Genomic DNA, 14,252 nt, shown 5'->3' with positions numbered 1-14,252 from the left:
GTGTTGTCGCTAGGGTGTTCTCAAGAACACGTCGTTAAGCGTGACGGTACGCAAGTTTCGATCACGGATCGTGTCGATGAGTTGCGGATACACATGTGTGACAGGCAGGTGGTTGAGGTGACCGATCACGATGGACTGCGGGACGAAGTACTCGTCGATCATCTTGAGGATGTACTCCTCGGTGATCAAGGTGGAGTCCGACAACGATCCTGACCACAGGGTCGGCACGGTGTAACCGAGCTCGTTCGCCACGGCGTCGACGGCAGCGTTGTGTTTGCCATACGGTGGCCGGTAATACGGTTTGGCCCCGACGCCGTAGGTCTTCTTCAAGAACTCGTCATTGCGCTTGAGTTCTTCTTCGATCTTGCTCTGCGGGACTGTCGTCAAGTCCGGATGCGACCAGGTGTGGTTGCCAAGCTGGATCTGGCCGGACTCCACCAGCGGTCGCAGCAGATCCAGGTTGTCGGTCCACGAGTTGTAGATCCCATTGACGAAAAACGTCATTCGCGCGCCGGTGTCCTTGGCGAGCTGCGTGTAGGCGCGCACCACGTCGCTGTTCACCCCATCATCGAGGGTGAGCGCGAGCAGGTCGCCGTCGCCGGGGAGCTTCATCAGTGCGCCGCCACCTGGTAGCGGGATCCGCGCACTCAGCGGCGGAGGTGGCAACAAGCCTGCCGGCGATGGCGCCGCGGGTCCCGGGGTCGGCATCGAATCCAGGGGCACCTGGGCAAAGGTTCGCGGTTGGGGATCGACGATCAGCCGTGCTGCACCGACGGCCGCGACCGTAGCTGCGGCGAGCGAGCCGAGGAAACGGCGGCGCTTCATCTCCGATTCATTTGCGGTGCTGTGGCGACGAGGCGACCGGGCGTACCGATCCCCTGTCCTGCCAAACTCCGCATCCACAGGAGCGAACCGTACCACTACCAGCCTAAAGATGTCCGTTTCGGGACGGGAGGGTCAGCTGTGAATTCTCGGGGAAAAACGGCGTAGAGCTGCGAAGGTCACGGGGCGGTGACGACGCGCTACCGGATCAGTTCGGCTGCCCGCTGCCACGCTGCGGTAACGGCACCGGCTCGACATTCGGGGTGCCCAGCGTCGAGGCCAGCCAGGGCAACGATGCGTCGAACGCCTCGGCGGCGAATGGCCAGTCGTGTTTGCCTGGTTGGGTCACCACCGCGCAGTTGATGCCGTTTGCCCCGGCGATCGTGCACAGCGCGTGGGCGGCCGCGTCCTGGCCCTCCGGATTGGCCGCGGCGGTACTCACCAGGGCGGGGTTGGCTCCGTGCGCGACGCCGTGTCCGTCGGGCGGGGCGGGGATGTCGAACCATCCCGACAGCCCGGTGTAGCGGCCGTGCCGGGTCATCACGGTGAGCGGGTCATAGTCGGCCCAGGCGGCCGTGTTGCCGCCGAACAACTCGGCGATGGTTTGTTCCTTGCTGCCGATGTTGGGCCGGAAGTCACCGGCGATGTCCACGAAGGCGCTGAACAATTCCGGATGCATGACGGCGAGGGTGACGGCGCAGGTACCGCCCATCGACCACCCGGCGACGCCCCAGTTCGCCCGGTCGGCGCTGACGCCGAAGTTCGACACCATGAAGGGCACCACATCTTTGGTCAGGTGATCGGCGGCGTTGCCGCGACTTCCGTTGACGCATTCGGTGTCGTTGTCGAACGCCCCGGTGGGGTCGGGAAACACGAAGACCGGGGCGAAACCGTGATGGCGGGCGGCGAAGCCGTCGATGGCGGTGAAGGCACCGCCGGGCCCCAGCCAGTCGCGCGGCAGATTGAACGCCGAGCCGAGCATCATGACCGTCGGCAGCCGGGGCGGCGGGTTGGTGTTGAACCACGCCGGAGGCAGGTAGACGAGTTCCTGGCGGTGCGGGAAGTGGGATGCGTTGGAGTCGATGTTGACCGGCACGACGACACCCTTGGCCGGCTTGGTTCCGGCGACCTGCATCGCGGTGACCTGCAGCCGGTCGATCTGATCGGGAAGCGGCTCGGACGTCAGCTGGTTCCACGCGGCGAGCACGGTGGGGAAATAGCCAACCCAGAGGTTCAAGGACATGCCCGCGCACAACACACACAGCGGGACCGACAGGAACGCGAGTCCGCGTCGCCACCAGCGGGCGCCCTTCCAGCCCAGCACCAACACCGCGGCGGTCAATCCGCTCAGCGCGATCCACAGCCACAGGGACTTGGGCGCCGGGTCGCCGGCCACTCCGAGCGATGCGATGTACCAGTAGGCCAGCGCGGCGACCGCGGCCGCGACGACCAGTGCCACCGGCAGCGCGCGGCGAAGCCAGCTTGGCCTGCGCCAGTCGATCACGATCAGCGCCACCAGCAGCGCGAGTACTTGCGTCGCGAGGGGCAGCCAGCCGTGCAGCAACGACAGTTGTCCGAGGAATTGGGGCAAACGTGCAGACCTTAAAGCTATGGAACCCGGTAGGCCAGACCAACTATCCCATATCGCCCGAACGGATCGAGCTCGTGAAGGAGCGCAGTCGCAGGCTGTTGCCGACGACAAAGACGCTGGAAAAGGCCATCGCGGCGCCCGCGAGCATCGGGTTGAGCAGGCCCAGCGCGGCCAGCGGGATCGCGGCCACGTTGTAGCCGAAGGCCCAGAACAGGTTCATCTTGATCGTGGCCAGTGTCTTGCGGGAGAGCCGGATCGCGTCGACGGCGGCACGCAGGTCGCCGCGGACCAGCGTCAGGTCGGCGGCCTCGATCGCCACGTCCGTGCCGGTGCCCATCGCGATGCCCAGGTCGGCGGTGGCCAGGGCCGCGGCATCGTTGACCCCGTCGCCGACCATCGCGACGACCTTGCCGTCGGACTGCAGACGCTGCACCACGGCGACCTTGTCGGCGGGCAGCACCTCGGCGATGACGTGCGCGATCCGCAGCTCTCCGGCGATGCGGTCGGCCACGATCTGGTTGTCACCGGTCAGCAGGACCGGTGTCAGCCCCAGCTGCTTGAACTGCCGGATGGCCTCGGCGCTGGTGGGCTTGACGGTGTCGGCGATCACCAGGATCCCGCGGGCGCTGCCGTCCCAGCCCACGGCGACGGCGGTCTGGCCTTCGCTCTCGGCGCGAAGTTTGGTTTCCGACAGGGCCGGGTCGAGGTACTGGGACCAATCGGCCAGCAGGCTCTCACGGCCGACCACAACGGCATGGCCGTCGACAACGCCTTGCACGCCTTTGCCTTGCACGTTCGTGAAGTCCTCGACGGCCGGCAGCGAGCCCAGTTCCGCGGTGGCGGCCTTGGCGATCGCTTGGGCGACCGGGTGTTCGGAGGCGTCCTCCAGCGCTCCCGCGTAGCGCAGCAGCGTGGCTCGGTCGGTGTCCGACGCGGTGATGACCTCGACGAGCGTCATCTTGCCGGTGGTCACGGTGCCGGTCTTGTCGAGAACGATCGTGTCGACCTTGCGGGTGGATTCCAGCACCTCGGGTCCCTTGATCAGCACGCCGAGTTGGGCCGCACGACCCGTGCCGACCAACAGTGCGGTCGGCGTGGCCAGGCCCAATGCGCACGGGCAGGCGATGATCAGCACCGCGACCGCAGCCGTGAACGCCGCGGCGGGCGGGGATCCGGCGACCAGCCACGCCGCCAGCGTGACCAGGGCGATCGCGATGACGATCGGCACGAAGACGCCGGAGACGCGGTCCGCGAGCCGCTGGACCTTGGCCTTGCCCGATTGCGCGGCCTCGACCAGCCTGGCCATCTGCGACAGCAGGGTGTCTGCGCCGACCCGGGTGGCACGCACCACGAGACGCCCGCCGGCGTTGACGGTGGCGCCGGTGACAACGTCGCCCTCGCCCACCTCGATCGGCACCGACTCACCGGTCAGCATCGAGGCGTCGACGGCTGACGATCCGGAGACGACGACCCCGTCGGTCGCGATCTTCTCGCCGGGACGCACGACGAACTCGTCGCCGACCTTGAGCTGCTCGACCGGGATGCGGATCTCGATGCCCGCACCATCGGGGCGCAGAAAATCGGGACGCAGCACCGCGACATCCTTGGCGCCGAGCTCCAGCAGCGCGCGCAGCGCGGCACCGGCCCGTCGCTTGGAGCGGGTCTCGAAGTAGCGACCGGCGAGGACGAACAGCGTCACGCCCGCGGCCACTTCGAGGTAGATGTTGCCGGCGCCGGTGCTGGGCGTGACGGTCAGCGAGAACCCGTGATGCAGGTGCGGGTGGCCGGCCGTCCCGAAGAACAGGGCATACACCGACCACAGGAACGCCGACAGGGTCCCGATCGACACCAGGGTGTCCATCGTCGCGGCGCCGTGCCTGAGGTTCGTCCAGGCGGCGGCATGAAACGGCCAACCCGCCCACAGCACCACCGGCGCGGCCAGGGCCAGCGATGCCCACTGCCAGTTGCGGAACTCCCACGCCGGGATCATCGCCATCGCGATCACCGGGGTGGCCAGCACGATCGCGGCGATCAGGCGGTTACGCAGCGAAGCCAGCTCGTGGTCGTCGCCGGCGGGCGCCGCATGTGATTGCGGCATGACGGCGCTGTAGCCGGCCTTTTCGACCTCGGCAACCAGCGACTGCGGGTCGTATCCGGCCGGGACGGTGACCGAAGCCCGCTCCAGGGCGAAGTTCACGGTCGCCGTCACGCCGTCGAGTTTGTTCAGCGCCTTTTCCAGCCGGGCCGCGCAGGAGGCACACGTCATCCCGGCGATGTCCAGCTCCAGGTTGCTGACCGCGCTTGTGGTCATGACGCTCCTTCCCTGTACCCTGCGGGGGTATTCAAGCCATACCTCACGTATATACCCCTAAGGGGTATCAGCGTCAAGACCGTGTCATCGTGAGATTCTGCCTGGTCGCCGGGGTGTGCCGGAGGCGGGGCGTCCGGCCGTCACGGCTGCGACAACAGCAGCAGCACCCGGCCGTCCGGCGGCGGCGCGGGGAAGGCGCTCGGATCGAAGCCGTAGTACTTGCGCTCATCCGCGGCGATGGTGTCGATCACTTTGCCGCTCGCGCTGATCCGGCCGTTACGGACGCCGGCCATCATGCCCTTGAAGTCGGGCACCGAGAGCGATTCGGCGAGCAGGAGCGCCTCGCCGCCAGAGGCCAGGGCGACCAGCACCCCGGCGCCGGCGTAGTTGTTGCCGCCGCGGCCGGTGCCTCGCGGCGCCCAGTAGACGGGTTCGGACGCCACGGTGCCTTTCACCCGCCGGTACTGTCCCGGGTGGTCGGCGTCGGCGACGGTCACGACGGGCAGCGCAGCGATCGTGCGTTGTTCTTTGAACCACATGGCGCCCAGCGGGATGCAGACGATCGCGTACATCATCACCAGCAGCACCAGCACCGGTTTCCACGCGATCTCCCACCCGAGCCGGCGTTGCGAGATCGGCAAGCCGTCCAGCCGCGCATCGAGTTGGTTGCGCCCGAGGCGAAGGACGTACCACGCGACAATGCGGGCCAGCGCCATGCAGCCGAGGATGACCAGGCCGACGATTCCGCAGACCCGCCAATAGAACGTGCTGTCACCCTGATTGGTGGTCGCGGCCAGCATCACCGCCGGGATCGGCGCGGTGATCAACAGCAACAGTGCGTACGACGGGTGACTGGTCAGGAACGGGTAGGTCACCGTCCACGCGCGGTTGCCGCCGTAGACGGTCATCCCCCCGATGTCGGCGTGCACCGTCGGAGTCCACGAGCCCTCCACCACGCGGGGCTTAACGAGGGAACGCACGAAGAAGAATCCGAAGATCACCGAAACCGCCAGCGCGCCCCAGAACACCCCGTCGAGCCGTTCGCCCGTTCCGGGCACACCGAAGGCCCCACGGATGTCGATGACTTTGCCGATGAAGAACGTCAACGGCATGGCGAAGAAGAACTCGGTGAGCCAAATCTGGATCAGCTGGGGGATGCGCGATCCGATCCGATCGAACGCCAGCACGCGTTGCCAGACGAAGCGCAGGACGCCCATGGCCGGCGACTCTACCTGGGAATTACTTCGGCGATGATGAGTTAAGCAGCATTGCCGTGAATGCGATCGGCCGTCGATGTACCACCCGTGCCCGGCGCTGCACTCGGCCTCCTCGTAAGAGCAGGAGGCGGTGAGCGCGGCGAGGTCGTCAAGTTTGCCCAGCCGGCACCTCGTAGAGGACCTCGGACTGGTGGGCGGATCGGCATCGATCTCTCACCCGCGAAGCCCGTTCACTGTGTGACCCCCAACATCCCGCAACCGCGAGATCAGGCGGGTTTAGGCTTCCGGCTAGGCGAAAGGAGACATCATGACTGTCACCGTTGTCGACGCAGGACCCCGACAAGTGAGCCGATCGGTCGAAGTGGCCGCCCCGGCCTCGGAGTTGTACGCCTTTGCGGCCGATCCCAGGCGCCATTGCGAGCTCGACGGGTCGGGCACGGTTTGCGACAACATCTCCACGCCGTCCGAAATGGTTGTCGGGTCCAGGTTTTCGACCAAGATGAAGATGTTCGGGGTGCCCTACCGCATTACCAGCACGATGACCACGCTCAAGCCGAACGAAGTCGTCGAATGGCGACACCCGGTGGGCCACAGCTGGCGTTGGGAATTCGAAGCGCTCTCGCCAACCCTGACCAGGGTCACCGAGACCTTCGACTATCGCGACGCGGGTCCAATCAAGAACAGCCTTAAGTACTACGAGCGGATGGGGTTTGTGAAGGGCAACGCCTCCGGCATCGAAGCGACGTTGGCCAAGCTGCGCGACCGCTACGCCGGGAAGTCGTGAACGTCATCGCGGCCTGAATCGTGGTCCCTTCGGAAGACCAGCCCGCCCACCGAAGGATGCAAATCGATGACCCGCAGCGCCGCCCCCATCGCAGCTACGCATCACCTCCCGGAATCACTGATTCGCATGGGCCACCTGATCAGTCGCTACGGGCTGGTCATCGTCTTGGCCTGGATCGGGTTCGGCAAGTACGTGAAGATGGAATCCCGGGTGCTGATCGAACACAACCCGCTGATGAGTTGGGTCTACGAAGTATTCAGCGTCACGACCGTCGCCCGCGGGCTAGGGACGATGGAAATCGTTGCCGCCCTTCTTATTGCGTTGCGTCCGGTATGGCCGCGGGTGTCTGCGATCGGAAGTGCCCTAGCGGTGGTGCTGTTCCTGGGAACCTTGAGCTTTCTGTTCACCACCCCCGGCGTGGTCTCGACGCATGCCGCCGGTCTGCCCGTGCTGTCGGCACTGCCGGGCCAGTTTCTGCTGAAGGACTTGGTGCTGATCGGGGTGGCGCTATGGTCGCTCGGCGACGCGTTGCGTGAACAGCGTTCCCCGGATGAGGCTTTTGGCTGAAACGAGCGCGGCATAATAGGTCTGCGGCGCCAAGCTGTCCGCCTGCTCGCAGAGCCCCCGGGTCAGCGCGCAGATCGCTTCGACCGTCGACCGGGTTTCGGTATCGCCGGACAGTGTCCCGCGTTGCGCGGCGTCGTCGACGATCTCGAACACGACGTCGTGCAACGCCTTGGATCCCGGCGATCTCGTTGTGCCCGCAGCGCGCAGTGCTCGCAAAAACCCGGTCAGGTAGGGATAGTCGCGGACCAGGGCCGTCGACTCGTCAAGCACCGCGTCGAGCCGGTCGAGGACGTTCTCATGCCGCGCGGCGGCCGCCTGCAGCCGAGGCGCGACGATGGCTTCGATCTCCTCGCCGGTCGCGGTGAGCAGTTCGGACTTGTTCGGAAAGTAGTGATACAGGCTGCCGCTGGTCATCTCGGCGGCCCGGGCGATCTGGCGAATGGTCGCCTGCGAGTAGCCGACTTCGGCGACGCAGCGCATTGCGGCGGAGACGATCCGGCGGCGCGTCTCCTCGCTGTCCGCGCCCACCGGACGCCCGAGCTGAGTCACTGGTCGTCGGGGCGGGGAGCTCGTCTGCCGATCCGGATGCGCCACGCCCGCTTCCGCCGTGTTAAGTAGTAGTCGGTGGTCAAACTCTCTGAAAGTCGCCAGCCCCGCCACCGGGCCAGTAGACACAGGCCCGAACCGACGACGATTCCCGCCAATTCCCCCAGCGGCGCCTGACCGTAACGGGATAGCAGCACCACGGTGCCACTGGCGGCCACCGCGGGTGTCGCGTAAAGCGTATTACCGCCGAAGATGGCCGGAGTGCGATTTACCGCTAGGTCTCGCAGCGCCCCACCGCCGACAGCACTGATGGTGCCGAGTAAAATGGCTGGGAGCCAAGACAATCCGGCCGCCAAAGTCTTCTCCGCGCCCGCCACCGCCCAAGTGCCCAATGCCAGCGCATCGACGACCGGATAGGTCAGCGACCAGACCCGCGCTCGCAGCGGTATCAAAAAAGCGACGGCCGCTCCCGCCAGCGCAACCACGACGTAAAGGGTGTCCGTCAATGCCACCGGCGGCCCGTGCTGCAACAGGGTGTCTCTGATCAGACCGCCACCGAGTCCGGACAGAATCGCGAGTGCAACGAATCCCACAGGGTCCATGCGGAATTCGCGCGCCACGACGCCACCGAGCACAGCGTTGACGAATACGCCGGCCAAGTCGATAGCGCGTGAGAACTCCCCCAACGCGAGGTTCACGGCCGCTCACCTCCGGATTCATCGGTCGGTCAAATATATTCGACGTTGAACTGCGCCCGCGGTCGAAGGGTGGGCAACCATGCGAGCGAGGACACAGCTGGGTCGCCCTGTTGGCGCCAGCGGCGAAGAGACCCGCCGCCGCATCATCGTCGCGACGATGAAATGCGTGGCGCGGGCTGGCTACGCCAAGGCGACGATCCGCGAGATCGCCCGGATGGCCGACATGACCAGCGCCAGCCTGTACAACTACTTTCCGAACAAGTCCGAACTGATCAAGGCAGCCGTAGCGGCCAGAACCGATACGGCCATGCCCCGGCTGCGCCGGGCTGCGGAAGGACCGGGCAACATCGTCGACCGGATCGAAGCGGTGCTCGAAGAATCCGGTCAATTGATGCGTGAGTATCCGGACCTGGCCGCGTTCGAATTCGCGATCCGGGCCGAAACCGTTGCGGCGCCGCGGCGGCCGAAGGCCCGCGGGACGCCGAAAAACCCGGGGTTCGAGGCGTTTCGCGAGATCATCGAGGGCGTCGTCGAGGACGCCCGTCAGGGTGGCGAGCTGGGTGGTCATCCGGATTCGCGGGCGGTGGTCGCGGCGATCTACGCGCTGGTCTATGGCCTGACGGAGCTGGCGGCCACGCTTGCGCCGCAGGACTACCACGCCGCGTTGAGCTCGGCGAAAGTACTGGTCAGGGGCGCTTTGTTTGAGGAGCCACCGACGAGTCCTTGATACGATCAAGCGATTGATTATAGAGTCGACGCACGAAGAGCGGAGTCGGGACTTGACCGAAACTGTTGGGTGCGCGTTCGACGTCGATGCGCTGCGGCGCAAGTATGCCGAGGAACGCGCGCGCCGGTTGCGTCCCGACGGGATCGACCAGTACGTGGAGATCGCCGGCGACTTCGCTCACTTCGCCGAAGATCCCTGGGTAGACGGGGAATTCACCCGTGAGCCGCGCACCGATGAGGTCGATGTGGCGATCGTGGGAGCCGGCTTCGGCGGGCTGCTGACTGGGGTGCGGCTGCGCGAACTCGGCGTGAAAAGTGTCCGGCTGATCGACCGGGCGGCCGACGTCGGCGGCACCTGGTACTGGAATCGGTATCCGGGGATCGCCTGCGATGTCGAGTCCTACGTCTACATCCCGCTGCTGGAGGAACTCGGCTACATCCCGGTGGAGAAATACGCCAAGGGTGCCGAGATCTTTGCGCACTGTCAGCGCATCGCAAGAGAATACGACCTCTACCGCGACGCGTGCCTGCGCACCGAAGTCCAGGAGATACGTTGGGAGTCAAGTGAATCCCGCTGGATCATTCGCACCAACCGAGGCGACGAGATGCGGGCCAAGTTCGTCACGATGGCCAACGGTTACCAAGCCAAACCCAAACTGCCCGGCATTCCCGGGCTCGGAACGTTTCGCGGCCACACATTCCACACCAGCCGCTGGGATTACGGCTACACCGGCGAGAAGCTGGAGAATCTGGCCGCCCGGCGCGTCGGCATCATCGGCACCGGCGCGACCGCGGTCCAGTGCGTGCCTCATCTGGGTGCCGCCGCGCAGCACCTCTACGTCTTCCAGCGCACACCCTCGTCGATCGATGTGCGCGCCAATGCGGCCACGGATCCGCAGTGGGTCAGCACATTACAGCCGGGCTGGCAGCGCCGGCGCATCCAGAACTTTCAGATCCTGACCGCGGGCGGACAGGCGCCCGAGGACCTTGTCGCCGATGCCTGGACGAGCATCACCCGTAAGCTGCCGGTGATGCGCCACGACGGAGACGGGTCGGTGGACCCGGAGCAACGTGGCCGCGATATCGAGCTCGCGGACTTCGCCAAGATGGAGGAAATCCGCGCCCGGGTCGACGGGATCGTTGCCGACCGCGCCACCGCCGAGGCGCTCAAACCTTGGTACGGCTATTTCTGCAAGCGCCCCTGCTTCCACGACGACTACCTGCAAACCTTCAACCGGGACAACGTGACGCTGGTCGACACTCGCGGTCTCGGGGTGGAGCAAATCACCGAGTCCGGCGTTGTCGTCGACGGCGTGGCCTACGAGTTGGACTGCCTGATCTTCGCCACGGGTTTCGAAGTCGGCACCGATTACAGCCGGCGCACCGGCTTCGAGCTGATCGGGCGGGACGGCGTGAGCCTGACCGAGCGATGGCGTGACGGCGTGCGCACTTTTCAGGGATTGTGCGCCAACGGCTTTCCGAACTGCTTCATCGAAAGCATCTCGCAGGCGGGATTGACGGTGAATTTCCCATACCTGCTTGACGTGCAGGCCACCCACGCCGCCTGGATCATCGCGTGGGCTCTTGAGCACCGTGCCACCGAGATCGAGGCGTCGCCCGCCGCCGAAGCCGCGTGGGTCGACACGGTGGTCGCGCGCTCGACCGCGACCGCCGAGCGCGCCAGCACGTGCACGCCCGGTTACTACAACCGCGAGGGCAAGGCGGACGCCAAGACCCGGCAGGGCAGCTTCTTTTTCGGCACGCCAACGGAATACGCCGACATCCTGGCGGCCTGGCGGGCACAGGGCGATCTGACCGGGTTCGACATTCGCCGAGCCGGCCCGTGAAGTACCTGCTCGGCCGGGTCCGCGCGGCGGCCCGGCGGCGACCCTCACCCAGGGTGGCGATCATCGGCGCGGGATTCGGCGGGCTGGGAGCGGCGGTGGCGCTGCGCCGGGCCGGCATCGACGACCTGGTGATCATCGAGGCCGGCGACGGCGTCGGGGGCACCTGGCGCCGCAACACCTATCCCGGTGCCGCCTGCGATATCCAAAGCCACCTCTACTCGTTCTCGTTCGCGCCCAACAAATCCTGGAGCCGGACCTACGCCCGGCAGCCCGAGATTCTCGCCTACCTGGAGTCGGTGGCCGACGAGTTCGACCTGCGCCGTCACCTGCGGCTCGAGACCAGGGTGCGCTCGGTGGAATGGAATCCGGATACCTGGAGCTGGCAGTGCCGGCTGGAACGCGGTGGCCGTCCCAGCACGCTGACCGCCGACGTGGTGGTCTGCGCCGTCGGATTGTTCGGCTCGTTGAAGCTGCCGGATATAAGGGGCCTCAACGACTTTCGTGGCTTCGTCATGCACACCGCGCAGTGGGATCATGACTTCGCGGTGGCGGGCAAGAAGGTGGCGGTGATCGGCACCGGTGCCAGCGGGATACAGCTCGTTCCCGAACTGGCGAAGGCTGCCGCACACGTGAAGGTCTTTCAGCGCACTCCGCCGTGGATGGTTCCCAAAGACGACCGGCCATACAGCGCGACTGAATTGGCGGAGTTCCGGCGCAACCCATTCGCGGTGCCGCGCACCCGCTGGAAGATCTGGAAGTTCCAGCACGACAACACCGCGACCTTCGCCGACGACCCGGTGGTCGCCGCGCGCACCCAGATCGCCACCTCGTTCCTGGAGCGCACCGTCGCCGACGAACAACTGCGGCGCGCGCTGACGCCGGACTATCCGTTCCGCTGTAAGCGCGTGTTGCTCGGTGACGACTACTACCGGGCGCTGCAGCAAGACAACGTCACACTCGTCACCGACCCGATCGACCGGATCACCGAGACGTCCGTCGTCACGACGGCGGGCGGAGTCGTCGACGTCGACGCGATCGTGCTCGCCACCGGATTCGAGACGTCGCACTACCTGTCGGGCATTGACGTGGTCGGAACCGGCGGGCAGCGCCTGCACGAACGTTGGGGCGAGGACCCCAGCGCGTACCTGGGCGTGGCAGTCACCGGCTTCCCGAACTTCTTCATGCTGTACGGACCCAACACCAATCAGGGCGGCAACTCGATCGTCTACATCCTCGAGGCCGGCGCCCGACTGGTGGCCAGCGCGGTCACCCGGCTGGCGCGGCATGGCGGCTATCTCGAGGTTCGTCCCGAGGCCGAAAAACGGTACAACGACCGGCTTTCAGCCGACTTGGAGCGCACCATCTGGACTCAGTGCGACAGCTACTTTCGGTCACCTACCGGCCGGATTGTCACGCAATGGCCCTACACCGAACTGGAATACGCGCGCCGGACCTACAGGCTGCGAACCCGCGACTGGCTGCACCGCACCGGCGTTGCTCGGCGGCGGCTATCCAGTGCCGAAATCGATTACGCCGCCGATCAATTCACCGGCGGCTAGGTCAGGCAGCCGCACCAGAACCTCGCTATCGCGCGGGATCCTCGGCAACCTCGATCTCGCCGGCCGCGGCCGCGGCGCGCAGTTGATGAAAGTCGTCGAGGGACTTATCGGCGTAGGCGTAGGACCATTCGGTAACCGCTTCGTGCACCGCATCGCTGGTGCCGACATAGCCGCGCAGGATCGAAGCATTCGCGCTCTGCGCGTGTGCCCGCGCCAACAGCACCGCGCACGCGGTCACGTAGTGCGTGAAGGTGGACGGCGACATGCCCTCGGTCTCGATGGTGCCCTTCATGTCGTGGAACTGACGGACGTAATAGTCGCGGCCGTCCTTGCGGGTCGATCCGAGGAACACATCCGACATGGCCTGCAGGATCAGCTGGCCATCGGTGACGCGTACCCCTTGGCCACGGGCCCCGATCGCCGCGGTCAGGCTCTCCGGCTGAGGCCACCCGCCGTATTCGTCGAGCACTGAACGGGTGGCCTCCTTGATCTGCAGGATCAGTGGAGTGTCGTTCGGGCCCACCAGGATGACCAAGTAGCAACGGGTTCCGACGCTGCCGACACCAACCACGCGCAGCGCGACGTCGGTGACCCGAAAATGCGACAGCAACAGCGCGACGTCGGCAGGCACCGCGGTCAGGTACTCCTGAATCGACTCCACCAGCGGGGCCTCGACGTCCTCGTCAACGTGCTGCAGCACGGGTGGCGCCTCCCGCAGGCGCGGTGTCCCATCGGGCCCAATCTTGGTGATTTGCTTGAAGACTCGCGCTGAGGTCCGGGTACGCGCCCGCGATACCGTCTGCTGGATCACCGCCTGCAGGCCCTTGGACGTCTTCCCGGTGTAGTGCTCGGGTTCCACGCGTAGGTAGTAGCGCTGCAGGACGTCCATCTCCTCGAGCATCGACTCCAGGCTGCGTTGGTAGCCCACCAGCGCCTGCTCGACACAACGCCGGATGGCCTTGCTGGAGTATTCGGCGTGACGTCCCCCGATGACCGCGCTGGTGATCAGGCGCTTGACGTCCCACTCGGCCGGGGCGACCGCGGCCTCGTCGAAGTCGTTCAGGTCGAAGACGATCGAGCGATGCGGGGCGGCATACAGGCCGAAGTTGGAGATGTGCGCATCGCCGCAGCACATGATTTCGATCCCGGTCGACGGGCTCGCGGCCAGATCGGCCGCCATGACCGCCGCCGAACCGCGATAAAAGGCGAACGGGTCGGCGAGCATTCGGGCGAACCGCAGCGGAACGAGTTCGCTTATCCGCCCGGCATTTTGGGCGACGAGAATTTCCGTCGCGGATCGCGAAGCGGGCGTCAGCTGCGCGAGGGAGCGTCGCGGGACGGTCTTGCGCAGCGCCCGGCCGCGGGCCACATCTTCGCCCGGAACTTCGAGTTCGATCAAGCGGTCTCGCAACACCCGCATGCGCTCAGCTTACGTAGGGGGTCGTGGCCGCGATAGATGCCGGGTCGTCAAGCCCCAGCAAACTTAATCTCAGGCTGATTCTCAACGATGTCACCGGGTGGCCTGATCGTTAGCATCGTAAAAATGTTGGATGCCAGACCACATTGGCTGGTGATCAGTGTGAA

At 66.0% G+C, this 14,252-nt stretch carries 12 protein-coding genes; 5 read left to right on the top strand and 7 right to left on the bottom strand.

Annotated elements, in window-relative coordinates:
- Positions 1–9: 9 nt before the first annotated feature.
- The 4 genes from AAHS21_RS04640 to AAHS21_RS04625 all read right to left on the bottom strand — a co-directional run bounded on the left by AAHS21_RS04640 (position 10) and on the right by AAHS21_RS04625 (position 5,941).
- Entirely contained in the window at positions 10–825 is an 816-nt protein-coding gene (locus AAHS21_RS04640) for a polysaccharide deacetylase family protein (RefSeq protein ID WP_342926491.1), read from the bottom strand.
- 205 nt (positions 826–1,030) lie between these two features.
- On the bottom strand, positions 1,031–2,413 hold the full coding sequence (locus tag AAHS21_RS04635; protein ID WP_342926490.1) for an alpha/beta hydrolase-fold protein: 1,383 nt from the start codon (positions 2,411–2,413) through the stop codon (positions 1,031–1,033).
- 43 nt (positions 2,414–2,456) lie between these two features.
- On the bottom strand, positions 2,457–4,724 hold the full coding sequence (locus AAHS21_RS04630) for a heavy metal translocating P-type ATPase (protein WP_342926489.1): 2,268 nt from the start codon (positions 4,722–4,724) through the stop codon (positions 2,457–2,459).
- Between the two features lie 140 nt (positions 4,725–4,864).
- On the bottom strand, positions 4,865–5,941 hold the full coding sequence (locus tag AAHS21_RS04625; protein ID WP_342926488.1) for a hypothetical protein: 1,077 nt from the start codon (positions 5,939–5,941) through the stop codon (positions 4,865–4,867).
- A gap of 307 nt (positions 5,942–6,248) precedes the next feature.
- Between AAHS21_RS04625 and AAHS21_RS04620 the strand changes: the two genes are divergently transcribed.
- The gene (locus tag AAHS21_RS04620; RefSeq protein WP_342926487.1) at positions 6,249–6,725 is read left to right on the top strand and encodes an SRPBCC family protein; all 477 of its coding nucleotides are present in this window, start codon (positions 6,249–6,251) and stop codon (positions 6,723–6,725) included.
- A 126-nt stretch (positions 6,726–6,851) separates the two neighbouring features.
- Positions 6,852–7,292, top strand: coding sequence for a DUF417 family protein (locus tag AAHS21_RS04615; protein ID WP_342926578.1), 441 nt, complete (start codon positions 6,852–6,854; stop codon positions 7,290–7,292).
- On the opposite strand, the gene AAHS21_RS04610 is transcribed toward AAHS21_RS04615, so the two are convergent.
- Both AAHS21_RS04610 and AAHS21_RS04605 read right to left on the bottom strand, forming a co-directional pair.
- The gene (locus AAHS21_RS04610; protein ID WP_342926486.1) at positions 7,233–7,841 is read right to left on the bottom strand and encodes a TetR/AcrR family transcriptional regulator; all 609 of its coding nucleotides are present in this window, start codon (positions 7,839–7,841) and stop codon (positions 7,233–7,235) included. The two genes, AAHS21_RS04615 and AAHS21_RS04610, sit on opposite strands and share 60 nt — an antisense overlap.
- Entirely contained in the window at positions 7,838–8,536 is a 699-nt protein-coding gene (locus tag AAHS21_RS04605; protein ID WP_342926485.1) for a TRIC cation channel family protein, read from the bottom strand. The genes AAHS21_RS04610 and AAHS21_RS04605 overlap by 4 nt, the downstream gene beginning before the upstream one ends.
- 79 nt (positions 8,537–8,615) lie before the next feature.
- Between AAHS21_RS04605 and AAHS21_RS04600 the strand changes: the two genes are divergently transcribed.
- The 3 genes from AAHS21_RS04600 to AAHS21_RS04590 are packed head-to-tail and all read left to right on the top strand — an operon-like array spanning position 8,616 to position 12,668.
- On the top strand, positions 8,616–9,263 hold the full coding sequence (locus AAHS21_RS04600) for a TetR/AcrR family transcriptional regulator (RefSeq protein WP_342926484.1): 648 nt from the start codon (positions 8,616–8,618) through the stop codon (positions 9,261–9,263).
- Positions 9,264–9,315: 52 nt separating this feature from the next.
- The gene (locus AAHS21_RS04595; RefSeq protein ID WP_342926483.1) at positions 9,316–11,109 is read left to right on the top strand and encodes an NAD(P)/FAD-dependent oxidoreductase; all 1,794 of its coding nucleotides are present in this window, start codon (positions 9,316–9,318) and stop codon (positions 11,107–11,109) included.
- Positions 11,106–12,668 carry an NAD(P)/FAD-dependent oxidoreductase gene (locus AAHS21_RS04590; protein ID WP_342926482.1) on the top strand — a complete coding sequence of 521 codons (1,563 nt, stop codon included), beginning with the start codon at positions 11,106–11,108 and terminating at the stop codon, positions 12,666–12,668. The genes AAHS21_RS04595 and AAHS21_RS04590 overlap by 4 nt, the downstream gene beginning before the upstream one ends.
- Before the next feature lie 25 nt (positions 12,669–12,693).
- Here the strand turns inward: AAHS21_RS04590 and AAHS21_RS04585 are convergent, their stop codons facing one another.
- Positions 12,694–14,088, bottom strand: coding sequence for a DUF2252 domain-containing protein (locus AAHS21_RS04585; protein WP_342926481.1), 1,395 nt, complete (start codon positions 14,086–14,088; stop codon positions 12,694–12,696).
- Positions 14,089–14,252 lie beyond the last annotated feature (164 nt).

The organism is Mycobacterium sp. 050272 (genome assembly GCF_039023525.1).
Classification (GTDB): domain Bacteria; phylum Actinomycetota; class Actinomycetes; order Mycobacteriales; family Mycobacteriaceae; genus Mycobacterium.
The sequence above is the reverse complement of the archived record's forward strand: the minus strand, read 5'-3'. Positions and strand labels throughout refer to the sequence as shown.